25 protein-coding genes are annotated in these 26,520 nt (G+C 38.1%); 1 reads left to right on the top strand and 24 read right to left on the bottom strand.

Translation table 11 applies throughout. The features are described 5' to 3' along the window. Nucleotides 1-43: 43 nt before the first annotated feature. The 22 genes from rpiB to PSR12_RS02860 all read right to left on the bottom strand — a co-directional run bounded on the left by rpiB (nucleotide 44) and on the right by PSR12_RS02860 (nucleotide 22,763). Nucleotides 44-481: a ribose 5-phosphate isomerase B gene (gene rpiB, locus PSR12_RS02965; protein ID WP_036076084.1), complete on the bottom strand. Its 438-nt coding sequence runs from the start codon at nucleotides 479-481 to the stop codon at nucleotides 44-46. 326 nt (nucleotides 482-807) lie between these two features. Next, a complete protein-coding gene (locus PSR12_RS02960) occupies nucleotides 808-2,091 on the bottom strand; it encodes a methyl-accepting chemotaxis protein (RefSeq protein WP_016992751.1) in 1,284 nt (427 codons plus the stop codon). Between the two features lie 8 nt (nucleotides 2,092-2,099). Beyond that, nucleotides 2,100-2,540, bottom strand: a complete 441-nt coding sequence (locus tag PSR12_RS02955) for a low molecular weight protein arginine phosphatase (RefSeq protein ID WP_274771516.1) — start codon at nucleotides 2,538-2,540, stop codon at nucleotides 2,100-2,102. Between the two features lie 22 nt (nucleotides 2,541-2,562). Further along, on the bottom strand, nucleotides 2,563-3,060 hold the full coding sequence (locus PSR12_RS02950) for a manganese efflux pump MntP (protein WP_016992749.1): 498 nt from the start codon (nucleotides 3,058-3,060) through the stop codon (nucleotides 2,563-2,565). A 158-nt stretch (nucleotides 3,061-3,218) separates the two neighbouring features. Next, the gene (locus tag PSR12_RS02945; protein WP_274771512.1) at nucleotides 3,219-4,253 is read right to left on the bottom strand and encodes an L-threonylcarbamoyladenylate synthase; all 1,035 of its coding nucleotides are present in this window, start codon (nucleotides 4,251-4,253) and stop codon (nucleotides 3,219-3,221) included. 101 nt (nucleotides 4,254-4,354) lie between these two features. Continuing rightward, on the bottom strand, nucleotides 4,355-4,951 hold the full coding sequence (locus PSR12_RS02940; RefSeq protein ID WP_274771510.1) for a stage II sporulation protein R: 597 nt from the start codon (nucleotides 4,949-4,951) through the stop codon (nucleotides 4,355-4,357). Between the two features lie 44 nt (nucleotides 4,952-4,995). After that, complete coding sequence (prmC, locus tag PSR12_RS02935; RefSeq protein ID WP_221679361.1) at nucleotides 4,996-5,856, bottom strand: peptide chain release factor N(5)-glutamine methyltransferase; 861 nt, start codon at nucleotides 5,854-5,856, stop codon at nucleotides 4,996-4,998. Then, entirely contained in the window at nucleotides 5,843-6,919 is a 1,077-nt protein-coding gene (prfA, locus tag PSR12_RS02930; RefSeq protein WP_004269459.1) for a peptide chain release factor 1, read from the bottom strand. The genes prmC and prfA overlap by 14 nt, the downstream gene beginning before the upstream one ends. A 173-nt stretch (nucleotides 6,920-7,092) precedes the next feature. Next, entirely contained in the window at nucleotides 7,093-7,665 is a 573-nt protein-coding gene (locus tag PSR12_RS02925) for a thymidine kinase (RefSeq protein ID WP_048395608.1), read from the bottom strand. A 116-nt stretch (nucleotides 7,666-7,781) separates the two neighbouring features. Then, nucleotides 7,782-7,985 carry a 50S ribosomal protein L31 gene (gene rpmE, locus PSR12_RS02920; RefSeq protein ID WP_004269457.1) on the bottom strand — a complete coding sequence of 68 codons (204 nt, stop codon included), beginning with the start codon at nucleotides 7,983-7,985 and terminating at the stop codon, nucleotides 7,782-7,784. A gap of 203 nt (nucleotides 7,986-8,188) precedes the next feature. Further along, on the bottom strand, nucleotides 8,189-9,238 hold the full coding sequence (locus PSR12_RS02915; protein ID WP_221679360.1) for an NAD(P)/FAD-dependent oxidoreductase: 1,050 nt from the start codon (nucleotides 9,236-9,238) through the stop codon (nucleotides 8,189-8,191). 108 nt (nucleotides 9,239-9,346) lie between these two features. Continuing rightward, nucleotides 9,347-10,381, bottom strand: coding sequence for a FecCD family ABC transporter permease (locus tag PSR12_RS02910; protein ID WP_221679359.1), 1,035 nt, complete (start codon nucleotides 10,379-10,381; stop codon nucleotides 9,347-9,349). Then, on the bottom strand, nucleotides 10,378-11,430 hold the full coding sequence (locus PSR12_RS02905; RefSeq protein WP_221679357.1) for a FecCD family ABC transporter permease: 1,053 nt from the start codon (nucleotides 11,428-11,430) through the stop codon (nucleotides 10,378-10,380). Before PSR12_RS02905 ends, PSR12_RS02910 begins: the two co-directional genes overlap by 4 nt. A 32-nt stretch (nucleotides 11,431-11,462) precedes the next feature. Next, complete coding sequence (locus tag PSR12_RS02900) at nucleotides 11,463-12,257, bottom strand: ABC transporter ATP-binding protein (protein ID WP_066036941.1); 795 nt, start codon at nucleotides 12,255-12,257, stop codon at nucleotides 11,463-11,465. 37 nt (nucleotides 12,258-12,294) lie between these two features. Next, nucleotides 12,295-14,019, bottom strand: a complete 1,725-nt coding sequence (locus PSR12_RS02895) for an ABC transporter ATP-binding protein (protein WP_274771500.1) — start codon at nucleotides 14,017-14,019, stop codon at nucleotides 12,295-12,297. 75 nt (nucleotides 14,020-14,094) lie between these two features. Beyond that, a complete protein-coding gene (locus tag PSR12_RS02890; protein ID WP_274771499.1) occupies nucleotides 14,095-15,996 on the bottom strand; it encodes a helix-turn-helix domain-containing protein in 1,902 nt (633 codons plus the stop codon). 132 nt (nucleotides 15,997-16,128) lie between these two features. Next, nucleotides 16,129-17,412, bottom strand: a complete 1,284-nt coding sequence (gene rho / locus PSR12_RS02885; protein ID WP_016992739.1) for a transcription termination factor Rho — start codon at nucleotides 17,410-17,412, stop codon at nucleotides 16,129-16,131. A gap of 224 nt (nucleotides 17,413-17,636) precedes the next feature. Continuing rightward, nucleotides 17,637-18,593, bottom strand: a complete 957-nt coding sequence (glpX, locus tag PSR12_RS02880; RefSeq protein ID WP_004269449.1) for a class II fructose-bisphosphatase — start codon at nucleotides 18,591-18,593, stop codon at nucleotides 17,637-17,639. Nucleotides 18,594-18,687: 94 nt separating this feature from the next. Continuing rightward, complete coding sequence (locus tag PSR12_RS02875) at nucleotides 18,688-19,974, bottom strand: UDP-N-acetylglucosamine 1-carboxyvinyltransferase (RefSeq protein WP_048395599.1); 1,287 nt, start codon at nucleotides 19,972-19,974, stop codon at nucleotides 18,688-18,690. A 62-nt stretch (nucleotides 19,975-20,036) separates the two neighbouring features. After that, on the bottom strand, nucleotides 20,037-20,687 hold the full coding sequence (gene fsa, locus PSR12_RS02870; protein WP_004269447.1) for a fructose-6-phosphate aldolase: 651 nt from the start codon (nucleotides 20,685-20,687) through the stop codon (nucleotides 20,037-20,039). Nucleotides 20,688-20,839: 152 nt separating this feature from the next. Then, a complete protein-coding gene (locus PSR12_RS02865) occupies nucleotides 20,840-21,694 on the bottom strand; it encodes a class II fructose-bisphosphate aldolase (protein ID WP_004269446.1) in 855 nt (284 codons plus the stop codon). Nucleotides 21,695-22,403: 709 nt separating this feature from the next. After that, the gene (locus PSR12_RS02860) at nucleotides 22,404-22,763 is read right to left on the bottom strand and encodes a response regulator (protein ID WP_004269444.1); all 360 of its coding nucleotides are present in this window, start codon (nucleotides 22,761-22,763) and stop codon (nucleotides 22,404-22,406) included. 153 nt (nucleotides 22,764-22,916) lie between these two features. Between PSR12_RS02860 and PSR12_RS02855 the strand changes: the two genes are divergently transcribed. Then, nucleotides 22,917-23,447 carry a DUF2529 family protein gene (locus tag PSR12_RS02855; protein ID WP_221679352.1) on the top strand — a complete coding sequence of 177 codons (531 nt, stop codon included), beginning with the start codon at nucleotides 22,917-22,919 and terminating at the stop codon, nucleotides 23,445-23,447. 51 nt (nucleotides 23,448-23,498) lie between these two features. Here PSR12_RS02855 and PSR12_RS02850 read toward each other — a convergent pair whose 3' ends face one another. Together PSR12_RS02850 and rpoE are read right to left on the bottom strand one after the other, a co-directional pair. Next, nucleotides 23,499-25,091, bottom strand: coding sequence for a CTP synthase (locus PSR12_RS02850; protein ID WP_274771495.1), 1,593 nt, complete (start codon nucleotides 25,089-25,091; stop codon nucleotides 23,499-23,501). A gap of 444 nt (nucleotides 25,092-25,535) precedes the next feature. Then, nucleotides 25,536-26,078 carry a DNA-directed RNA polymerase subunit delta gene (rpoE, locus tag PSR12_RS02845; RefSeq protein WP_088364077.1) on the bottom strand — a complete coding sequence of 181 codons (543 nt, stop codon included), beginning with the start codon at nucleotides 26,076-26,078 and terminating at the stop codon, nucleotides 25,536-25,538. Nucleotides 26,079-26,520: the final 442 nt, after the last annotated feature.

The following is a 26,520-nucleotide window of genomic DNA, read 5'->3' as shown; positions in this document are numbered from 1 at the left end:
TATGACATCCTATACGAATGCCATAGATGGAATAACAAAACTACTATTGCTCTAGTTCAGTAATTTTTTCAATTCGGCGCGCATGGCGGCCACCTTCAAAATCTGTTTCTAGCCATGCTTGTACAATTTCACGTGCAAGACCAGGGCCAATAACACGCTCACCCATTGCTAAAACATTCGAATCATTATGGCAACGCGTTGCCTTGGCACTAAATACATCGTGTACTAATGCACAGCGTATGCCCTTGACCTTATTAGCGGCAATGGACATACCAATTCCTGTGCCACAAATTAAAATGCCTTTATCAAATTCTCCGTTCGCAACACCTTCAGATACAGGTTTTGCATAGTCTGGATAGTCTACTGAATCCGCAGATTGTGGACCAAAATCTTCGTAGCTAATTTGAAGTTCATCTAATAGCTGCATAATCTCACGACGTAAGTTATTGCCTCCGTGATCAGAAGAAATTGCTATTCTCACTGGGTTCCCTCTTTTCGAATTATAGTCAACCTTAGTGTACCACTTCTTTCTGAAGAATAACACGATTTTTCTTGTATTTTTACGCTGATTTCTCCCGAAAGACGAACATTATTGTATATTAACATAAAAATATTCACTTTTAAACCTATATTTTTGTGGATAATGTGAATATCATGTTAATAAGTTCGGATAATGGTCTTTTGTTGTAATATTCCATCTTCTGAAGTTTTTTTAGATTTTTACTTACAGTGGACATAAATTGTCCTCTAATAAAAAAGGTTATACATAAATCCGATTTTTCATGGATTTATGTATAACCTTTAGGACTATGCTTGTCTATCAAATTGTTGAATCATTTTATGCAATGCTTCCGATTGCTTTTTCAAACTTTGAGCCAGATGCTCGACTTGCTCAATTGCATAGGCTTGCTCTTCAGCCGCACTACGAACTTCCTGTGCACCCGCTGACGTTTGTTCTGCAATGGCAGCAACTTCCTGGGATTGTCGAGCTGTCGTTTCAATATTATGCATTTGCTGTTCGATTAAAGAAGAAATCTCAACAATTGATGATGCCATTTCATGTACATTAGAAGCCATATTTTCTACTGCTGTCGTTGTTTCAGAAACTCGATCAGCTTCCTTTGTAGCAAAGGCTACTTGTTCATTCATTTGTTTCACAACTACTTCTACGTTTTGCTGCATGGTTTGAATTAAAGCTGTAATCCCTTGTACTGCTTTTGCACTTTCATCAGCCAAACCACGGACTTCCTCAGCCACTACCGCAAAGCCCTTTCCATGCTCTCCAGCACGGGCAGCTTCTATAGAGGCGTTTAGTGCCAACAGATTGGTTTGTGCTGCAATGTCACCAACTAAGCTAATTATACGTTCTACCTGTCCCGCGTTCTCTTCTAGCGCATGAATGCTTTTTAATGCCTCATTATTGCCTGTCGCAATTTGTTGAATACTATTCACTAATGTTTCGATGGCTTTTGTTGTTGTCGATAAATTATGTAGAATCTCTTTAGTTTGTGATGCTGATGCCTCTGCCCTACTATTTACCTCTGTTGCAAGCGTTCTTACATCTTCAATTGCTTCAGCAGTATCTTGTACAGCTGTTGCAGATGCTTCTGCTCCTGTAGAAATATGCTTTACGGTAGACGCAATGCCTTCTGCCTTCCTTGTCGCCACTCCTGCTTCATCGGATAGCTGAATAATCGATTGATTTGTTTGTTGGAAGTTTTGATCAATACTTTCCACCATTTGACGCAAGTTTAAGACCATTTGTTGGAACGCCTCTGCAACGGATCGAATCTCATCATTGGTATTAGGCATTTGTACATCCTGCCCTATTTTTCCTTCAGCCACAAGTGTTGCTGAATGCTCAAGCTGCTGTAAGGGCTTGATGAGGATTACACTTAAAAAGGCAGCTAATATCCCTGACCAAGTGATGCCTAACGCATACGTAATCACTTCAAAAACTTTTCTATTTGTATCAGGGAAGAAAGTAGGTTGTAAAAACTCAATGAATATAAAACTGACACTGTAGGTGATTAGCGCAAGAATACTAACAAATAATACCAATTTTAGTCGTAAACCAAATTGTTTTTTCATAGGACCCCTCAATTCTTTTCTAGTTTTAGTATTAATTGATCGACCAGTTCTTTTAATTCTGCAAATGTTGCTTCATAAATTGCTCTATTACCACCATAAGGATCCCCTACATTTTCCAAACTGCCCTCATTTGTATATTCTTTCAATGTAAATACTTTATGCTCAGCTTCTGGATAATTGGAAATGACGGTATCTTTGTGCGCATTCGTCATCGTTAAAACTAAATCTGCCCATACCATTTCAGCTTGTGATAATTGCGTCGCAAAATGTTGATGGGACATTTGGGCTTCATTTAACACTTGTTGTGCATGTGCTGACATTTGTGCATTAGGCATCGCATAAATACCTGCTGAGCGCACTTCTACATTGTTTATTTGTTTATGTTTTAAAATAGCTTCTGCCATCGGACTGCGACAAGTATTGCCTGTACAAACAAATAATATCTTCACACTTATCACTCTCCAATTTGATCTATTGTTGAATAGCTAGAATACTCATGATAATAAATATAATGCCAGCAACTACTTGAATTTTACTGCCAAAAAAGACTTGGCTTCTACGCGCAATGACTAATGACCCATAAGCACAAATTAATGCACTTAAGCCTGCACTCATAATAAAAATTGTTTTTTCTAAGTTAAGCATACCAAAAGAAACACTAACTGAAAAGGTATCTAGGCTTGCAGTCACTGCTAAAAGTACAGGTGAAATCGTTACTTTTTCATCTCTGTGAGAAAATAAGAGTAAATGCATACCGATACAAAATAATAAAATACTTGAAATCCATTGTCCCCATTCTAATAGAAATCGAATTAAATAGTTTCCTAATTCAAATCCTAATAAAGGGAAAAGCATATGTAATGCAGCCGTCCATAATGATAAAAATAATCGATATCTAACATTTGGCAGCAAAACATATAGACCAATCACATCAACAGACGTTAATATACCTGCAAGAATACCCTGCAAGAATGCACTCCTTCGCTCCCTAATATTTTATCATTTTATGCTCGAAAATACATTATTATCATAACTGTTTACTATTGTTTTTCATTTTAATAGGACAAAAAAAGACAAAAAACATGTGGTTGTTCAATGCCTTTTGTCTATAATGATTCTATTATTATTTACAGTGAATACCATTTACCTCCAGAGGCTTTTTCAAGTCTATTCATAATAGCTGCTCCTACTCCTTCTTTTGAAGTAGTTGTGGCTAATATTACGGTAGCGGTAGTTTTATCACATGCTCTAAGTGCATTATATAAGGCCGCACCCATTTCTTCTTTACTTCCTGCTTCACCAATGGAGAAGTAAAAATCAACTTTGATTTCCTCAAAGTTTACAGGTGCAAGTAGTGCTACGCGATGTCCTTGTCTCTGTAAATGTAGAACCGCTTCGTTGACTTTCTCAACATCACAGTCTATTAAATACACTGGAGCATTTGGTGCATAATGCGTATATTTCATTCCTGGTGCCTTAGGCGTTGTGTCTAGCTTCTGTTCTATTTTAGTTGGTTGAATCACTGGGCCAATCTTAGCCTCAAGCATTTCCTTCGTAATGCCACCTGGACGTAAAATTACTGGAGGTTCATGTGTCACATCTAATACAGTAGACTCAAGCCCTATGCCTGTAGAACCTCCATCTAAAATATAAGGTATGTACCCTTCTAAATCATCTAAAACATGAACGGCTTCTGTAGGACTTGGCTTTCCACTACGATTAGCGCTTGGTGCAGCAAGTGGTTTTTGGAGCTGTTGTAGTAAGGCGAGCGCTACTGGATGATCAGGCATTCGAATGCCTACTGTTGATAACCCAGCTGTGACACTTTTAGCTAATACATCTGGCTTCGCTGGCATCACCAGTGTTAATGGACCTGGCCAAAATAAATCCATGCATTGTTTAGCTATGTCAGAAATATGGTCGATATAGATCGCTACTTCCTCTTTTGTACCAACGTGGACAATTAAAGGATTATCTGAAGGTCGACCTTTTGCTTCAAATATCTTTTTAACTGCCAGATCATTTGTGGCAATCGCTCCTAAGCCATAAACCGTCTCTGTTGGAAATGCGACTACCTCTCCTGCATTTAAGATATCCACAGCTTGTGTATAATTAATCTGACTATTCACATTACTGTCCACAACCTTACAAACAGTTTTCATGATTAATACCTACCTTCAATTATTCGTTTTTACTGAATTATCCACAAATTGTTTATAACTTATTAAAAAATGTGTATAAGTTGTCTGAATTTGTGCACAATTCATTCAAAAAGTCCTTTAATCCATTCCCATATAAAGAATGTAACTTGTTCTTTTTCTTCTTCTACTTCTACTTCTTCTTTTACCTCTTCTTTATCAGGCTCACATATCGATGGGAAGATACTGCACCACCAGTTATCTCCACGTGCATCACCAATCTTTACAACAATTGATTGATAGACATTTTGTGGATAAAGTACAGCACCTTGTCTTTTTGGTGGGAACAAATTATCCCCAACAACAACCTGTGTATCCAATTGTGGATAATTTTCGCTCAGTTCAGCTTCAATTTGTTGTTTTAACGAAAGTATTTGCTCATTCCCAGCAAATCCAGCAGTACCTACTTGTAGAAAGTATGGCTTTAAATCTTGAACAAGCTGCTGTTTCGCTAGCTGATCTTGTGCAGTATTACTGTTTGCAATAACACGTATACGAAAATCTTTTTCTTGCACATCAACGGAAGATTCCTTCGCCAAACCTACTAATGTTGGAATATATAAAACACATAACTGTAAAACAATCGCAATTAATACTAGTCTAGCAAAAGCTAGAAAGATATTTTGTTTAGGTAATCTAATAATCTTGTATTCGTTCAACATAAAAATCCCTCCTTGCTCAACATTGTTGGCAAGATTAAGAAACTTTATACATGTAACTCACAAAAAATCATTCGAGGTTTACCATTAATATCTTTTTCTACTGAAACTGTCGCCTGTGGAAAACTATCTTGAAAGAATTTGGCTACTTTTTCCCCCTGTGTATAACCGATTTCTAATCCAATCAACGCTGGCCTATTCATATAAGCTGGTAATTGTTCAGCTAATTTTCTATATAAAATAAGACCATCTTCCTCTGCAAAGAGGGCGCTATGCGGCTCATGCTCTAGCACAACGCTTGACATTGCTTGTGCCTCATTAAATGCAATATACGGTGGGTTCGATAAAACAATATCAAATTTTTCTCCTGCAAGTGGAGCAGCTAAATCTCCCAATCTAAAATCAATATCTGCCTCTAATCGCTGTGCATTTTTTTGAGCAGTTGCTAGTGCAGCTTCTGATAAATCGGTAGCTATGACCGTTAATGCTGGACAATCCAGCTTCATTGAAATAGCAATGGCTCCACTACCTGTACCGATATCAGCCAGCTTCAATGTTTGCTTTGTAAATAATTTAGGTAGTCGATTAATTGTTCCAAGTACCAATTCCTCTGTTTCAGGTCGGGGTATTAAGACAGATTCATCGACTAAGAATGAACGACCATAAAACTCCTCATACCCAACACAGTATTGGACAGGGCGTCCATTGGCATGTTCTTCTATGAGCTCATTAAATCTCATTTGCTGTGCTGCTGTTAATTCATCCTGCAAATGCAACATAACTTCTCCATAACTAGTACCAAGCACATGTTGCATAACAATCCGCGCTGCTGTTTGTTCACAACCATTATCCACTAAAAAAGAAGAAGCCCACTCAAGGGCCTCCATCACATTTTTATAAGTCATCATTTAAACGCTCTAACTTCGATGCTTGTTCTTCTAAAATAAGAGCATCGATAATCTCGTCTAGTCTGCCTTCAACGATTTGATCTAGCTTTTGAATCGTTAAGCCGATACGGTGGTCGGTTACGCGGTTTTGTGGATAATTGTATGTGCGAATTCGCTCAGAGCGATCACCAGATCCAACAGCTGATTTACGTGTAGCATCAATCTCTTTTTGCGCTTCCTGCATATACATATCTGCAACACGAGCACGAAGAATTTTCATTGCTTTTTCACGGTTTTTAATTTGTGAACGTTCATCCTGCATCGAAACCACAACACCTGTTGGTAAATGGGTCATACGAACAGCAGACATCGTTGTATTTACAGATTGACCACCCGCACCAGAAGATGCGAATGTATCTACACGGATATCTTTTTCATGGATTTCAACATCCACTTCCTCAACCTCAGGTAAGCAAGCAACTGTTGCTGTTGATGTATGAATTCGGCCTTGTGATTCTGTAGCAGGGACACGTTGTACACGATGTGCGCCATTTTCAAATTTGAATTTTGAATAGGCTCCTTGTCCATTAATCATAAAGATTACCTCTTTATAGCCGCCCATTGGGTTTGGTGTAGCTTCCATAATATCAATTTTCCAGCCTTGCGTTTCTGCATAGCGAGAATACATACGGAACAAGTCACCTGCAAAAATATTAGCCTCGTCACCACCAGCTGCCCCACGGATTTCCATAATTACGTTTTTATTATCATTCGGATCTTTTGGAATTAATAAAATACGTAATCGCTCTTCTAGCTCTTCCTGCTGTGCTTTTAAAAGGTTAAATTCTTCCTTTACCATTTCGTGCATATCAGGATCTTTTTCGCTATCTAACATTTCTCGTGTATCGACTAGCTGTTCTTTCACACTTTTATATTCACGATAAGTATCTACTGTCTCTTGGATATCTGATTGTTCCTTAGAATATTCGCGTAATTTCTTACTATCATTAACAATATCCGGATCGCTCAAAAGCTCAGTAAGCCTTTCATAACGATCTTCCACTGCCTGTAATCGATCAAACATGGATTTCACCTCTATTTAGTTTTTTAAGTTGCTCCTTTTTTATAGAGAAGCCGCTTTCATCAAAATTACGCTAAGGCGTAATGGTTTTTTCATTTCTTATTTCCACTACTTAGTATAAGGAAATTTTCACATGTATGCTACTTTTTCTTAGTGCTATAACAAGCTACTTAGCTTTAAAGCGGTGGATTTGCATGACATTTTCGGCAAACAGGGTAATACGAATCATTGCCACCGATTTGAATTTGATCTCCTGTGTAAACTGGCTTTCCACTTTCATCTACTCGCAAATTCATTGTTGCTTTTTTATGACAGAACCAGCAAATTGTTTTCATTTCCTCAATTTTATCTGCATATGTAAGCATGTACTGGCTACCTTCAAATAGCTCATTTTGAAAATCATTTTTTAAACCAAAGCCCATTACGGGAATGTCCAATTTATCTACAATGTTAGCTAGCTGTAAAACATGTGCTTTTTTTAGAAATTGAACTTCATCCACAAGCACACAATAAGGTTTGACAGCATTAGTTTTCACTATTTCAAAAATATTTGTATCTTCATAAACAGGAATGGCTTGTTGTCGTAAACCTACTCGACTGGAAACAAAGCCCACCTCATCACGCGTATCTAGACCTGAAGTAAACATCATTACAGGTTTTTGTTGTTCTTCATAATTATGGGCAACTTTTAGAATTTCTATTGACTTCCCACTATTCATTGCACCATGTTTAAAATATAGCTGTGCCATTTTGTCTTCTCCCTTTCTTTGTGTCAATCTGGATTTTGAAAAGACTTGCATCAACGTGTATTATTTACTGAAAAAAATACCTGCCAAGCGCATGCTTGGCAGGTATTAAACTAACATTAGTTTTTAAGACCGTATTTTTTGTTGAAACGATCCACGCGACCATCAGCAGACGCGAATTTTTGACGGCCAGTGTAGAATGGGTGACATTCGTTGCAGAACTCGACAACGATGTTTTCTTTTACTGAACCAGTTTTGAAAGTGTTCCCACAAGAGCAAGTTACTGTTGCTTCTTTGTAGTCTGGATGAATTCCTTGTTTCATATTCGTTTTCTCCTCTCGCCCTGAACCATCTGGAACAGAGTATTATCGAACTGTACCTTACATAGCCCGAATATGTCGACTACAAAATTTGTGTCGAAGTGGAACGTCAGCTACATATGTACACGTTGCATACTTTTGAAGTATAGCATAGGCATTTTATTTTTTTCAAGTAAAAAATATTAAAAGCAAACTATCCCTAATACCTAACCTCGAACTTCACGATAATCATTGTCTACTAACCCAATTTTCTCATTTCGCTCTTTAAAGCGAATATTATGTGAAGATACATAGGCTACTTTCGGTGCATCTGGCTCCAAGTATAGTTTTGCACTATTTAATGCTAGTATTCCATCGGTAAATGCACCAGCTATTAATCTAACTTTACTAGGGTGATCAATAAAATCGCCAGCTCCATAGATACCTGCTACGTTCGTTTCCCGATTCTCATTAACAATCGCTACGCCATCCTGGATGTTTAATCCCCATTCTTCAAGCGCACCGTAATCACATTTTAAGCCATGATTGACAATGACAGCATCTACCTTCACTCGTTCCATTTCATCGGTATCTTTATTGACAATGGATACATATTGAATTAAATCACCGTCCCCATGCAATTGAACGACTTCATAGGGCGTTTTTACATGAACTGAGGATTCTTTCATACGTAAGACATTTTTTTCATGTCCACCAAAATCATCTCGACGATGAACAATCGTGACGCTTGCGGCAATTGACTCTAGCTCGTTTGCCCAATCAACCGCAGAATTACCACCACCTGAAATCAACACATGCTTGTCTCGGAAGATTTCTAATTCCTGAACTGTATAATGTAAATTCGTTACTTCGTAGCGATCCGCTCCTTCAATTTCAAGCTTTTGCATAGAAAGGACGCCATAGCCTACTGCTAAAATAACCGTTTTGGAATAATGCTTTTCTCCTGTAGAGGATGTTAAAATAAATGTTCCATCCTGTTGCTTATCTAATTTCTCCACTTTTTGATTTAAGACAATCGTTGGATCAAAGGTTTCAGCTTGCTCCACAAGTTGTTTAATAAGCTGACCACCTAAAATAGGTGTTACTCCACCTACATCCCAAATCATTTTTTCAGGATATATTAGCATACGACCACCTAGTTGTGAGCTATACTCGATAATTTTCGTTTTTAAATCTCGCATTCCACTATAAAAGGCAGTATAAAGCCCTGCTGGACCACCACCAACAATCGTTACATCATATAGTTCCTCTGACATCTCCTCTTCTCCATCCCCTTCTAATCTATTCAAACGTAAATTGTTTGACAAGAATTAATCTAATAACCGTCTATTCTTTCCCCTCATGGAGAAAGGGAAAAGTGCTATTTACTCTTTTAATCGTGCTAGTAAATACAAGAAATAGGGTGCTCCTAAAACTGCTACCACAATCCCTGCTGGAATTTCTGAAGGTTCTAAAATGGAACGACCAATTGTATCAGCCATTAACACTAAAAACCCTCCTAATAATGCTGCAGTTGGCAATAAAAACTGGTGTTTGGCCCCAACAAGCTGTCGAGCTAAGTGTGGCGCAACAAGTCCTACGAAACCAATACCACCACTTACAGAAACACTAGCTCCAGCCAAACCAACAGCAGCAGCCAACAACCAGCGTCGCTCTTTTTCAATCGAGGCACCTAGTCCTACTGCTGTTAATTCACCTAAATTCAATATGTTTAATACACGTGATTTTGAATAGACGAATGGCAATAAGATAACTAACCATGGTAATAACGACAGAACAAATCTCCAATTTGAGCCCCAAATGCTACCTGCTAACCATGTTGCTACAAATTGATAATTCTCTGGTGATAGACGTAGTGTTAGCACAATCATAGCCGAGCTAATCCCTGCTGCCACAGCTACCCCAGTTAAAATTAAACGCATTGGTGTAATCCCCTCATGACGTCGATAAGAAAGTGAATAAATCAGTACAGCTGTCAAACCTGCTCCTACAAAAGCCAGTATCGGCAGTAAATAAACAGGTGCTGCTTTCGTAGTGGGGAAAAATGACACATAGAGCATAACGGCTAGACCTGCTCCCGCATTAATACCTAGGATTCCTGGGTCTGCTAAGGCATTTTTAGAAATGCCCTGTAAAATAGCGCCTGATATAGCTAAACCCATACCTACTAATACAGCAATCACAATTCTAGGAAGTCTGAATTCATATAAGATAAGCTGCTGTTGTGCGTCACCTTGACCAAAAAGAGTCCAAAGAACCTCCATTGGTGTCAGTTTAATGACACCTGTATTCATACTTATGACAAAGGTAATAACGATTAACACAATGAGCGTAGCAAGGATGGAAAAATTTTTCCTTTTCGCCTTCAGCTGACTTGGTGTTAAATAGCTGTTACTCATAGTTCTTTCCCTCCTTTTCGAGCTAAATAAAGGAAGAATGGTACTCCAATAAAGGCTATAAGCGCACCAATGGGTGTTTCATAAGGTGGATTAATAACACGTGCTACTAAATCAGCTAACACAACAAGCAATGCTCCATATACCAAGGAACAAATGATGATCCAGCGATAATCATGACCAACTATGTATCTGGTTAAATGAGGGATAATTAATCCTACAAAACCAACCGCACCGACAACAGAAACTGCTGCACCCGCTAAAACTAAAACAATGATCATTCCCCATACTTTAACCACAGCAGTACGTTGCCCTAGCCCGACTGCAATTTCTTCACCTAAGCTCAGTACGGTGATGGAACGCGATAGGATAAGAGCTCCTATCATCGCAACAAGTATCCATGGAGATAAGATTTGTAGATGGCTCCATTTTGTACCCGAAACACCACCCGCATACCAAAATGCGAGGTCTTGTCCGATACGAAAATAAAGAGCAATCCCTTCTCCGAGCGCTCCAAGTAATGCACTAACAGCAGCTCCTGCTAAAACTAGTCGCATAGGTGTTAAGCCACCTTTAGAAAGCGAGCCAATACCATAAACGATGGCCACACCAAGACCTGCACCTACAAAGGACCATAAAATTAAATACATATAAGGTAGCCCAGGGAAAAAGGCAAAACATACGGCTAACATAAAGGCAGCTCCTGAGTTCAAGCCTAATAACCCTGAGTCAGCTAAAGGGTTCCGTGTCATCCCCTGCATAATCGCACCCGCTACCGCGAAGCTTGCACCGACTAACGCTGCTCCAAGTACCCGTGGTAAGCGAATATCATGGATAATTTGATGTGTTGTTAATTCTGGTGAAAAATGGGTAACTGCTGTCCAAACAGTACCCAATGAAATATCTGCTGCACCAAAAGAAATTGATAAGCCAATGGCAAATAATAATCCAATTACTCCTATGATTAAAGCCACTACTCCACGGATCGGATGAGATCGCTTCTGTAGCTCTTCTAAATCGTGGAGCTCTCCTACTCCTGTCGACGTAGTCATTTTATTTCCTCCTCATAACTTCCAACTAGCTTTTATTTTTTCATATCGTACAGCTGATAAGATAGGCAGATTGGATTTTCACTATAGGGACATACTGCCATTTCTGCATCGATATTAAATACCCTTTGTAAATTTTCTTTTGTCATCACTTCTTTTGGACTGCCATTCACCATTAAATTGCCGTCTCTCATGGCCATCATAAAATGAGAGAAGCGTGATGCATGATTTAAATCATGTAAAACCATGATAATTGTTCGCCCTTCTTCTTTATTTAGCTTTTGTAGCAACAATAAAATATCGAGCTGATGTGCTAAATCTAAATAAGTTGTTGGTTCATCCAGTACTAAAATATCTGTGCCTTGCGCCAATGCCATAGCAATCCACACTCTCTGACGCTGACCACCTGATAATGCTTCGATTGGTCGATCACTAAATTCTCTTAGCCCCGTAACATCAATAGCCCAATGGATATATTCATAGTCTTCCTTTTGCAATGTACCAAACCCTACTTGATGAGGAAAACGACCATAGGATACCAGTTCAAAAACCGTTAATCCTCCTGGTGCAGTTGCTGTTTGAGGTAAAATAGCCATTCTTTTGGCCACTTCTTTTGTTTTTAATTGATGTATAGCTTTGCCATCTAAATAGACAGCTCCATTTTGTGTGCGTAATACACGTGCAACAGCCTTTAATAAAGTAGATTTGCCACAACCATTTGGACCAATAATCGTGGAGATCTGGCCTTTCGGAATCTCCACACTTAAATCATTGACGATGAGCGCTGAGGAATAACCAATCGCAACATGATCTATTTCTAGTACTGACATTTTTAACTTCCTTTCACTTTTGAGAATGCTATTACTTTTACATTTGTAAACCAAATTGGGCTGTATACAAGCCATAGTAAGCATTTTGGCGTTCCATTAATTGCTCATGTGTGCCTTCTTCAATAATGCCCTTTTTCGATACCACAACAATTCTGTCTGCATCCTTAATCGTTGCTAAACGGTGGGCAATCACTAATGTAGTACGACCGATAGAAAGCTCGTTTAAGGCTTGCTGGATAGCTTGTTCTGTTTCTGTATCCAATGCAGATGTTGCTTCATCTAGTATTAAGATTTTTGGATTTTTCAAGAAAATACGTGCAATTGATAATCTTTGTTTTTGTCCGCCTGATAATTTGACACCACGTTCACCAATGAGTGTATCCATGCCCTCTGGTAAAGCATTGATTACATCCGTCAGTTGTGCTCGTTGTGCGGCATACCAAATATCTTCTTCGCTGGCATTTAAATCCCCATAGGCTATGTTTTCACGAATGGTACCATCGAATAAAAAGACATCTTGCTGGACAATCCCGATATGCGAACGTAAAGATTGCAATTTAAAATCTCGTATATCAACACCATCAATCTTAATGGAGCCTTCATTCACCTCATAAAAACGTGGCAATAGGCTACAGATCGTAGATTTCCCTGCACCAGAAGGTCCTACTAAGGCAACCGTTTCACCAGGACGTACCTTTAAATTAATTTGATGTAAGGCACGATTATTGGCAGCGTAACCAAACGATACATTAGAAAAAGTAATTTCACCATCAATTTCATCGATTGTTTTCGCTTCTGGACGGTCTGCAATTTCGGGCTCCGTTTCGAGGAATTCAATATAGCGCCTAAATCCTGCCATGCCCTTTGGATAGCTTTCTATAAACATATTGATTTTGTTAATTGGTCCTAAGAGAATACCTGAAAGTAAAATAAATGCGATAAAATCACCATTTGTTAAATGCCCATTTAATACAAAATAAGCCCCAACAAATAAAGTAAAGAGTGATAATACCTTCGTGAGTATGCCTGAAATTGCTTCATTCCAAGCCATTACTTTATAGGAAAAAAGCTTTGTCATACGGAATCTTTCATTATTTACTTTAAAGCGTTTAATTTCATGATCTTCATTTGTAAAAGCTTGTACAACACGAATACCACTTACATTGTTTTCAACACGTGCATTGAAATCTGCGATATCTCCAAACATTTGACGGAATGCCTTGGACATTAATTTTCCGAAAATAATAGTTAAGATTAAGATAATCGGTACAAGTAAGAAAATAAGAATCGTAAAGGTTGGATCAATATAGTACATGACACCAAATGTTCCAATAATCGTCATAGCTGCAATAAAGATATCCTCTGGACCATGGTGAGCAAGTTCACCAATATCCATCAAATCATTTGTTAAACGAGAAACAAGATGCCCTGTTTTGTTGTTATCAAAATATCTAAAGGATAACTTTTGCACATGACTAAAGGATTCTTTTCTCATATCTGTTTCAATATTAATGCCCAGCATATGTCCCCAATACGAAACGATAAAATGTAGAATGGAGTTAAAAATATATAATGCAAACAGCAATAAGCTTGCCATAATAATCCACTTTAATTCCCCATCTGGCAGAATATCATCAATTACTTTATTTAAAACAATCGGAAACGCAAGCTCTATTAATGCCACTAATATGGCACAGCTAAAATCTAAAATAAATAAACCTTTATAGGGCTTATAATATGAAAAAAAACGCCGTAATAACATGGTGTAGCCTCCTATTATGATCTCGTTTACGTATCTATAAATGAGCTATCAACAATAGCTCTCCTGTTATCTCAGTTATTGTTGATGAGCCTTTGTAAATTCAACGATTTTGTCAGCTAGTTCTTCAGCTTGGTGTAAGCCAGAGAGTGGGTCAGAGGCAAAATAATATTCAGATGGAAGCTCTAATACTTGATTACTTTTAACGACATCTAAGTTTGTCCATGTTGCTGGCAACTGGCCATCTTTGTTAAAGAAATTAATCATGAAGTTATAGTCACCTACATAGTCCCCTACTACCTCATAGGAAATCTCATAGCGTCCATTATTTCCTTCCTTTGTATCAAACAGCTCCTGCACCTTTTCTTGAGGCAACATGTCTAAAATTTGATAGAGTGCTCTACCGCCCGAAACACTAGATTTCCCTATAATCGTTGCATTTTTTTCAAACATTTCATAAATAGTAAATGTAGATCCTTTTGGAATCACATCCATGATTTTTTCTTTAGCTTTGGCGATCCGATCTTCAAATTCTTTTGTAAAAGCCTCAGCCTCTGCTTGTCTTCCTAAGTAATTCCCCATTGCCTTAATCTCCTCAGTCGCTGATCGATGGGCATCTTCAGCGAAAACAATTGTGGGAGCAATTTTTTCATACTTTGCTACATCTTCCACATTCCAAGTAATAATCAAATCTGGCTTTAACTCTAAAACTTTTTCTAATGACACCTTACCATCTGTACCAATATTCGTAATTTCTCCATCCTTATAGTGTCGCTTTAAGAAAGCAGCATAATCAAGGTTAGCCGTTACGCCTCCGACTGGTACAACATCTAACGCTAAAATTTGTCCCAGATACCAATCAGTTACGACTCTCTCTGCCTTCATTGGAATTTCTACTTCACGTCCACTATCATCTGTTACGGTTCTAGTCTCTGCTTTCTCGGGCGAAGTTGGTTCATCAACCTTAGATTGGCTTGTCTCTTCATTACACGCTGCTAGTAAAACGAACAGGCTTAATAAAAAAGGAAGCTTTATATGGTGAATCATCTTCTTCATCATGATTTCATTTTCTCCATTCTCAAATCGTTTTGCTTGCGCGAGCTGATTATTATTGTATTGAAAATGATTCTCATTTGTAATGGCAATTTCGGACATATTAGATGCATATTTCAGCCTAAAGCTACTTGGAGCCAGATTTGTTGCTTTTTTAAAAGCACGACTAAAATAATATTCATCTTCAAATCCAAGAGATATGGCAATTTCTTTTATGCCATATTGATTGGTTAATAAATACTGCTTAGCCTGCTCTATTCTCAATTGTTGTAAATATATTTGTGGGCCTATTTCATAGCGTGCTTTAAAGATGCGTAATAAATGCCGTGTACTAATCTGAAGCATATCTGCTAATGTCTGGATAGATAATGGTTGATGAATGTGTTGCTTTATAAATAATCGTGCGGCTTCCGCCTTATCAATTTCATGTGGTTTCCCTTGTCCTTCTACTAATTCTCGAAAGACATGATAGATAATTTCATAGAAGGACGCCCTTACAGATAAATGCTCCTGTATAGAGCCAGATTGCCATTTGCTATACATATCTTGAAGGATGCCGTGAATGACTATCGGATTTGCGGGTACACAAGAGAAATGTGTTTGAAATGGTTGATAGTGCATGTGCAAATGCTGTATAAAGGCATCTTTGTACATGACATCTCCCTTATAGCTAATGAGAAAATAGCTAACACTTTGCTGTACCCTAATGTGAAGACATTGAGATTTTCCTATATGAAAAATACTGAAGCGCTGCACACGATAAGATTGATCATCAATGACAATCTGTGCTTCGCCTGCTGTGACAATAAGAAACGAGCTATATGTTAAAACCTTTGACACATGAATGTCTGATTTATTTATGTAATCGATTTGCTTCAACTGGATAAATGCATTTTGCCAAAGAAGCATATAGGCATCATAATTCATCTTCGTCTCCTTCAGAACATATTTACTTACCATTATATTGATAATGATTATCAATTTCAATATACATATATAAAATAAACATATACAAAAAAAAATCACCATTGACAATTTGTTTGTCAATGGTGATGCCATTTATAAAAGTCCCTTACCCTTTGTTGCTTTTTTCATATCTTCGTTTAGCTTTTCAAAAAATTCTTCATTTGATTTTGTTGTACGTATTTTTTTCAGGAAGCGCTCTGCAAAATCTGGTGCATCAGAAAATGTTTTACGAATCGCCCATAGCTTTTCAAGTTGTTCTGGCTCCAGAAGAAGCTCTTCTTTACGTGTACCCGAACGACGAATGTCAAGTGCAGGGAATATACGGCGTTCTGCTAACTGACGATCAAGATGAAGCTCTAAGTTCCCTGTTCCCTTAAATTCTTCATAGATAACTTCATCCATACGAGATCCTGTATCTACTAAAGCCGTCGCTAAAATTGTTAAACTACCGCCTTCTTCAATATTACGAGCTGAACCAAAGAAACGTTTTGGTCTATGGAACGCAGCAGGATCAATACCACCAGAAAGTGTACGTCCACTCGGTGGAATCACTAAGTTATAAGCACGAGCTAAACGTGTAATGGAGTCCATTAAAATGATTACATCACGCTTATGTTCCACTAAACGTCGCGCACGTTCTAATACTATTTCAGCCACTTTGACGTGGTTCTCAGGTACTTCATCAAATGTTGAGCTGACAACATCTGCATTGACAGAACGTTCAATATCCGTCACTTCCTCAGGTCGTTCATCAATCAGTAGGACAATTAACTCTGCTTGTGGATGATTGGTTGTAATAGCGTTTGCAATCTCTTTTAGTAAAGACGTTTTCCCTGCCTTTGGTGGAGCAACAATTAATCCACGTTGTCCAAAGCCTACAGGTGCCACTAAATCCATTATACGTGTGGATAAATTGCGTTGTGTTGTTTCTAGTTTAATTTGTCGATTTGGATATAAAGGTGTTAGTGCTGGGAAATGAACTCGTTCTTTCGCTACTTCAGGATCTTCGCCATTGACAGCATCTACTTGTAATAGGCCATAATAGCGCTCATTTTCCTTCGGTGGACGCACCTTTCCTGAAACCTTGTCCCCATTACGCAAATCAAAGCGACGGATTTGGGATGCAGAAATATAAATATCTTCTTTACTCGGTGAGTAGTTGATTGGTCGAAGGAAGCCGAAGCCCTCTTGCGAAACAATTTCTAGTACGCCTTCCATAAAGAAATAGCCCTCTTGCTCTGAACGCGTTTTCAAAATAGCAAATATCAATTCTTTTTTCGTTAGCTTGCTATAATAAGAAATTTTATATTGGCGTGCAAGGGCGTAAAGCTCTTTTAACGTCATGTTTTCTAATTGAGCGATTGTCAATGCAGACATATGCACAACTCCAGTCTTTTTCAAAATATAATTCAATTTAATGGGGTTATCATTGAAGTTTACGCTTGGCTCTGCTAACGCTTATATGGTTGCCTTTAATAATATCTTTTGGAATACTTTCCACCATATAACTAAACATTGCCTTAAAAATATGGGATGGTTATTTAAAGAAGAAGGTACCTAGCACAAGAGATGTACTAGGTATATTTTAGAAGAAAATAACATTAATATCTAGGTTTTTTCTCAAGAGCGTGACGGCCTTCAACAAAGCGAACTGTACCAGATTTAGCACGCATAACTACTGAATGAGTTAAGGCATAAGCACCTTTATATTGAACACCCTTTAAAAGCTCGCAATCTGTTACAGCTGTCGCTGCAAAAATAGCATCGTCACCTTTTACTAGGTCATCTAAATAAAGTACTTTTTCAACATCCACACCCATTTTTGTGCAGCGTTCTAATTGCTCTTCATCTTCTGGTACTAGTTTTGCTTGGAAGTCACCACCAAGACATTTTAAAGCTACTGCCGCAATAACACCCTCAGGTGCACCGCCTGTTCCAAACATAATATCAATGCCTGTTTCATCAAAGGCCGTATTGATTGCAGCACCAACATCGCCATCTTGGATAAATTTAATACGTGCACCAGCCTCACGAATTTCATCAACAATCGCTTGGTGACGTGGTCGATCTAAAAGAGTAGCTACAACATCCGAAATATCTTTATTTTTAGCTTTTGCTACTTGTAATAAGTTATAAGTGACCGAAGCATTGATATCCACTTTGCCCGCTGCTTCTGGTCCTACAGCAATTTTCTCCATGTACATATCTGGTGCATTTAACAGATTCCCTTTATCTGCAATAGCAAGAACTGTCATAGCACCATTTGTACCTTTTGCTACAATATTTGTACCTTCTAAAGGATCCACTGCAATATCTACTTTAGGACCACCATTTCGTAAACCAAGTTCTTCACCAATATAAAGCATTGGTGCTTCATCCATTTCGCCTTCACCAATTACTACTGTAGCATGCATTGGAATTGTATCGAACATTTTGCGCATCGCTGTTGTTGCTGCATCATCTGCCTCAATTTTCAAACCGCGCCCCATCCATTTCCCGGATGCGATTGCTGCTGCTTCTGTTACTCGTACTACTTCCATCGATAAACTACGTTCCATTGTTGCTTTGCCTCCCGTTATGGGCACCTTTTCGTGCCAAAACATTCAAATTACCTCTATTGTAACATAATTGGTTGAAAACTTTTAGCTCTCATTATTCCTTTGTCTCAGCTACACGTGCCACAATTGTTTCACGTCGAATATCCGCGCCTAAATCACGTAATTTCTCAATAAGTGAGCTATAACCACGTTCGATATGATAGATATCCTGAATCTCAGTTTCTCCTTCTGCTAAGAGTCCAGCTAACACTAAAGCTGCTCCAGCACGAAGATCTGTAGCTGTTACAGTTGAGCCATGTAATCTACTTGGCCCTTTAATAATTGCTGTGTTTCCTTCTACACGAGCATCTGCATTCATACGACGAAGCTCATCAATATGCTTGAAACGAGCTGTGTAAATAGTATCTGTTACTTTTGAGGAACCAAATGCTTGTGACATTAACACGGCAAGCGGTTGTTGAATATCCGTTGGGAATCCAGGGTATACCAATGTTTTAACATCCACTGCCTGTAATGTTGAGAGGTCTGTTTTTGGCACATAAATACTTTCTTCACCAATCTCAATTTTCACACCCATTTCACGAAGCTTGGCAATAATTGCTTCTAAATGCAGTGGAATAACGTTATCGATCGTTATACCATCACCAACTGCTGCAGCCATAATTAAAAATGTGGAGGCCTCAATGCGATCAGGTATAATCGTATGTTCAGTACCATGTAGCTCTTCTACGCCTTCGATACGAATGACACTTGTACCTGCACCTTTAATATTGGCACCCATATTTGTTAGAAGTGTCGCAACATCAATTATCTCAGGTTCTTTTGCAGCATTTTCAATGACAGTACGTCCCTTAGCAAGGACTGCAGCAAGCATGATATTAATAGTAGCCCCAACACTTGCTACATCTAAATAAATTTTTGCCCCAATTAACTCATCTGCACGTAAATAAATGGCTCCATGTTCATTCGTAATTTTAGCTCCTAAAGCCTCAAAGCCCTTTATATGTTGATCAATAGGTCGAGGTCCTAAAAAACAACCTCCAGGTAAACCAATAACTGCTTTTTTGAAACGTCCAAGCATAGCACCCATTAAATAATAAGAAGCACGTAACTTTTTAACGTTGCCGTTTGGTAAGGGCAATGCAATCATCTCTGTTGGATCGATTGTCATTTTCCCATTCTCAAATGAAACTTCCCCACCAATTTCCTCTAATAGAGCCTTTAACGTCCAAGCATCTGAAATTTCGGGTATCCCTCCAATAGTCACTGGAGAGTTCGCCAAAATTGATGCAGGAATTAAGGCGACTGCACTATTTTTTGCACCACTAACTTTAATTGTACCTTGTAGACGATTTTCGCCAGTAATTTTATAAACATCCATTTTGCGTTCTCCCTCATGATTGGAAAGTAGTATTTTTGCAATTTGCACACTTTATAATCTTATTATTCGCCTTTTCTCTTATTCCAATCCGCTAAAAATCCTTCAATTCCTTTTTCAGTTAATGGATGGTGGAAAAGCTGTTTTAATACTTTAAACGGAGTAGTTGAAATATGTGCACCTGCTAAAGCTGCTGCTGTAACGTGTTGAGGGTGACGGACAGAGGCAGCGATAATTTGTGTATCGATATTATGGATTGTAAAAATATCTGCAATTGTTTCAATTAACTCAACACCATTTTGACCAATGTCATCTAAACGGCCGATAAATGGTGATACGTATGTAGCACCTGCACGCGCAGCCATTAATGCTTGGTTAGCACTAAAAATTAATGTCACGTTTGTTTTAATACCTTTGTTTGCAAAGAAACGACATGCCTCTAATCCAGCTGGTGTCATAGGTAGCTTTACTGTGATGTTTGGTGCAATAGCAGCTAACTCCAAACCTTCTTTAATCATTCCTTCTGCATCAAGTGCAATAACTTCCCCACTTACAGAGCCATCAACAAGCTCAGCGATTTCGCGAAGACGATCATGGAAAGAAACATTCTCTTCTTTAGCCACTAACGATGGGTTTGTTGTCACTCCTGATAAAATACCCCATGCATGTGCCTCTTTAATCTCTTCAAAGTTTGCTGTATCAATGAAAAATTTCATATTATTATTTCCTCCTGATCATTTTTCTTATATTATTAAATATTTTCCAAAATTTCTTTATTTCAAAAACAAGAGAAGGTCGATTGAAAGCATCAACACTTCTCTTATTATGTGTATTTATCTATGCTTTTGTAACATATTAAATGCAAAAATTATGCTTTTTGTGCACTTCCAAATTCACGAATTTTACCAATAACCGTAGCTTTGATGGCTTCACGTGCTGGACCAAGGAATTTACGAGGGTCGTAAACAACTTTGTCGTTGTCAAGAATTTCACGAATTACTTTTGTTGCTTCAATTTGATTTTCAGTATTGACGTTGATTTTAGCCGTACCTAATGAAATAGAACGTTGGATATCTTTTGTTGGGATACCTGTACCACCATGTAAAACAAGTGGAAGGTCTGCCAATTTAGAGATTTCCTCCATTTCTTTAAAGCCTAAGTTTGGCTCTCCTTTGTAAGGACCGTGTACAGAGCCAAGTGCTGGCGCTAAGCAGTCAATGTCAGTTAGTTCAACCATTTTGCGACATTCTTCTGGATCAGCGTAAATAATACCACCGATTACGCCATCTTCATCTCCACCAACAGTTCCTAATTCTGCTTCCACAGAAACGCCTTTAGCATGTGCGTATTCTACTACTTCTGAAGTAATTTTCACATTTTCCTCAAATGGGTGATGTGATGCATCAATCATCACGGAAGTAAAGCCTGCATCAATTGCTTCTTTACATTTTGCAAAGCTAGATCCATGGTCAAGGTGAATTGCTACAGGAACTGTAGTACCGTAAGATTCCATTAAACCTTTTACCATATGAACAACAGAAATAAATCCGCCCATATATTTACCTGCACCTTCAGAAACACCAAGAATCACTGGAGATTTTTCTTCTTCAGCTGCTTGTAAAATTGCTTGAGTCCATTCAAGGTTATTAATGTTGAATTGACCAACAGCATAACCTTCTGCTTTTGCTTTAATTAACATCTCTTTCATAGATACTAATGCCATACTAAAAATCCTCCTCATAGGACTATTCTTTCTACATAAACATGCTCCTCAATCATAGCAAAAATAATAGCCCCTGAAAAGCAGGGGCTATTATTTTCTACCCGAAAGCGGAGGGTAACGGAGCGGCAGGGTGACGAAGTGAAGAGTAACGCAACGAAGTCCTACTCCCCTGAAAAGCAGGGGCTATTATTTTCTACCCGAAAGCGGAGTGTAACGGAGCGGCAGGGTGACGAAGTGAAGAGTAACGCAACGAAGTCCTACTCCCCTGAAAAGCAGGGGCTATTATTTTCTACCCGAAAGCGGAGGGTAACGTAGCGGCAGGGTTGACGAAGTGAAGGGTAACGCAACGAAGTCCTACTCCCCTGAAAAGCAGGGGCTATTATTTTCTACCCGAAAGCGGAGCGTAACGTAGCGGCAGGGTTGACGAAGTGAAGAGTAACGCAACGAAGTCCTAGCCCCTGAAAAGCAGGGGCTATTATTTTCTACCCGAAAGCGGAGCGTAACGGAGCGGCAGGGTGACGAAGTGAAGAGTAACACAATGAAGTCCTACTCCCCTGAAAAGCAGGGGCTATTATTTTCTACCCGAAAGCGGAGCGTAACGGAGCGGCAGGGTGACGAAGTGAAGAGTAACGCAACGAAGTCCTCTCACCTGAAAAGCAGAGGCTATTAATCAACATAAAAAACAGGCCGTGTGTCCACTGCCTGCTTTTTAAACTTGTAAAGCTTTATTTACTTCATCACGCACTTCGAAAATATCAAACGGTTTTGTAAAGTAACGAATGGCTCCTAATTCTAACGCTTCTTGCACAACATCCAATTCTCCGTATGCTGTCATCATAAAAACAGGCAGCTTCGGAAATTTCTTTTTTAAACGTCTCAAAATTTCAATACCATCCATTCCTGGAATTTTCATGTCCAGTAAAACACAATCCATCTCTTGTTCGTCTGCATACTTTAATGCCTCTGAACCATTCGCTGCTAAATATGTAATATATCCTTCCTTTTTCAGCACTTCATTTAAAAGTAAACGAATTCCCTGCTGATCATCGACAATTAGTAATCGTTTCACATCGCATTCCGCCCTTTTTAGTTTTATTCTTACACAAAAACTTTCTTTATTATGTATAATTCTCCTTTTTCAGCTTAATACCTTCTAGTATTATAAATTATCTGCTTTTGCTTTCTACCTTTTACCCTCTATAATATGAATAGAGGTGGGAACATGTCAAAAATTCTAACAACACAATTAAGTGGATTATTACAAAGAATTACACAAAATGAAGAAGATGCTATCGAGGAGACAGCAAGGTTATTAGCACAAGCCGCAATCGGCGAAGGAAACGTCTATTTTGCTTGCTTTGGAGAAATGCAGGTTGTGGAATTAAATGCACTTCAAGCAGTCGAAACCTTTAGCAAGTTAGCACCTTGGACTACAGACACAAGCTTAACAGAAGCTGATCGGGTTTGCATTTTTACTCGTAGTGCATATGATGAAGAAGCACTCGTCTTAGCCCAAAAATTAAATACACAATTTATTCCCTTTGCTGCTATAGCTAGTGAAGCAGCTAGTGGAGATAACCCTCTTGCAGATTTAGCCTATACGTATGTTTCTACGCGCATTAAAGGCGGTTTAATACCAAATGATCTAGGTCAACGTATTGTTGTACCACATGCACTTGCAGGACTCTTTGTATATGAAGCTGTCAAAATTGCTTATGATGAAATGCTTGGGTTGGATGAAGAAGAATTGTAGTGATCAACTTAAAAAGAGTTGTCTCGTGTATAACGAGACAACTCTTTCTGATTATTTAAATGTTGAGCCGATAAAGTCGCGGAACAATGGTTGTGGACGATTTGGACGTGACACTAGCTCTGGGTGGAATTGACATGCTACAAAGAAGTTGTTTTCTGGTAGCTCAATAATTTCAACCAATTTGCCATCAAGACTTGTACCTGAGAAGACAAGGCCAGCTGCTTCCATTGCCTCACGATATTCATTGTTAAATTCATAGCGGTGACGATGACGCTCATAAACAAGCTCTTTACCATAGGCTTGGCTAGCTTTTGAACCATCCTTTAATTTACATGGGTATAAACCTAAACGTAACGTACCACCGATATCTACAGTATCATTTTGATCTGGTAGGAAGTCGATAATTGGATACTCTGTATTTGCATCAAGCTCTGTAGAATGAGCACCTTTTAGGCCAAGTACATTACGTGCAAATTCTACTGTTGCTAATTGCATACCTAAACAAATGCCTAGGAAAGGAACATTATTTTCACGTGCATATTGTGTTGCTAAGATTTTACCTTCAACACCACGATCACCAAAGCCGCCTGGTACTAAAATAGCGTCAGCACCTTTTAATAGCGTGGCAACATTGTCAGCATCAACGTGTTCTGCATTAATCCAATCAATTTCAATATCAGAATTAAATGCATATCCAGCATGCTTTAATGCCTCAACTACAGAAATGTACGCATCTTGTAGTTCTACGTATTTCCCTACTAATGCTACCTTTCTTTTATTTGGTAAGTTCTTCACTTTTTCTACAAGGTCACGCCATTCTTCCATATCTGCTTCTGGAGCTTCCATACCAAAATGATCCAATACGATATCATCTATATCTTGCGCATGTAGGTTTAATGGTACTTCATATAAATGCTCAGCATCACGAGATTCAATAATTTCATGTGGTTGAACATCACAGAATAATGCTAATTTCTCTTTCATATCTTGTGGTACTTCTTGTTCAGTACGAACTACGATAATATTTGGCTGAATACCTAAAGAGCGTAATTCTTTAACAGAATGCTGTGTAGGTTTTGTTTTAAGTTCACCAGCTGCTTTAATATAGGGAATAAGTGTACAGTGAATATACATTACATTGTTATGCCCTAAATTTGTTTTCATTTGGCGAATGGCTTCTAGGAATGGTAATGATTCAATATCACCTACTGTTCCACCAACTTCTGTGATCACAACGTCTGCATTTGTTTCACGACCAGCACGTTGGATACGATCTTTGATTTCGTTTGTAATATGAGGAATTACTTGGACTGTTCCACCATTATAATCTCCACGACGTTCTTTCTGTAATACAGATTGGTAAACACGACCTGAAGTTACTGTAGAATGTTTCCCTAGGTTAATATCAATAAAACGTTCATAGTGTCCTAAGTCTAAATCAGCCTCAGCACCATCATCTGTGACAAATACCTCACCATGTTGATAAGGACTCATCGTACCTGGATCAATATTGATATATGGGTCAAATTTTTGAATCGTCACTTCTAACCCACGATTTTTTAATAAACGGCCTAAAGATGCTGCAACAATCCCTTTTCCAAGTGATGATACAACCCCACCTGTTACAAAAATATACTTCGTCATGAATAAATTCCTCCTTATGATGTTCTAAAATATTAGTGCGTTTAGGGGAGATCAGAACCATTTACATTCTAATACCCTAAAAAAAGAAAAGCCGAGAATGTCTACACAATGTAGTCGATTCGAAGCTGTAATCGGTTCTATCTCTTTTCCACTTTCCTTTAAACCATAAAACTCTAATAACTATTCAGTCACCTTTTACTATACATCATGAATAATTAAAAACATTTATATTCATATCGGTATTAAAAGTATGGGAGAACTAAAATGATTAAAGTTAAAAACAAAAAAACGCTCCTCCTGCATAGGTTTGCAGGGGGAGCGTATTATATACACGGTCTTTCTCCTTCTTTTAAGGAGCCCAAGTAAAAGATTAAACGTAACCGCGATAGAAGTCAAGATTTTTTGCTTCTAGCTTAAAAGAAAGAAAATTCTAAGAGTACTGTATTAGATCTCTTCCTCTTCTTCTTCAAATTCTTCTTCCTCTTCATCAATAAACTCTTCATCGATTTCTTCATCAATTTCTTCTAGTTCTTCATCGTCAAAGTCGATATCTTCTTTATCGTCATCTTCTTCCTCAAGATCCTCTTCATCAATGAACTCTTCAAAGTCTTCATCAAAGTCGATATCTTCTTCATCTAAGTCTACATCTTCATCAAGATCTTCATCATCAAAGGCAGCTTTAGATTTTTTCTTTTGAGTTTTAACAGAAGGTGCTGTTTCTTCTTCGATTTGCTCTACTTTAAACCATTCACGTAAGCCCCAGCCTGCTTCTTGATTATATAAGAAGCGACCATCAATATTGATATCTGTATAAAATTGTAACAGACGGGATTTCATTTCTGCATCACTATAGCCCACAAGCTCTTGAATTAATTTTAATAAATCATTAAAAGACACTGAGGCACGTTTTTCATTTAAAATTGCATAAGCTAAGTTAATTAACGATTCTTCTGTTAATTGTTCCTTTGTCATTTCACGAAAATTCAATTCGTGCACTTCCTTTCCCTCGTCACAATGGACGTTTTAAAATTACATGGTGCTTTATTCTCCAAGCGCAGCAAAAAAGGCCACGCAAAAGGTACTTTCCATACAATAAGCATAATACCCATTATATACAAAGTTTTAGCCCCTTTGCTAGCTTCAATTACTGTTTTTTATATTACGCATTTTTTTTATTCCAAGATAAAACAAATAGACAGATAATAGTAGTAAAGGAATAGCGCCAATTTGCTTATTATACAGGAAAAAGGCTCCCAATACTAAAGCTAATATAATTATGTAGTGAATAGCTGATTTCATCCTCTACTGCGCCTCCCCTTTTTTTACATTTCTATTATAACGAAAATAAAAAGAAGTGCCTAATCTTAAGACTAGACACTAAAAATTAGAGAAGCATGATGCTTGAAGCAGAATACAAGAAGTTTTGATC

Source organism: Lysinibacillus sp. G01H (assembly GCF_028872195.1).
Classification (GTDB): Bacteria; Bacillota; Bacilli; order Bacillales_A; family Planococcaceae; genus Lysinibacillus; species Lysinibacillus capsici.
Note: the sequence above shows the minus strand (reverse complement) of the source record. Positions and strands in the feature narration are given on the sequence as shown.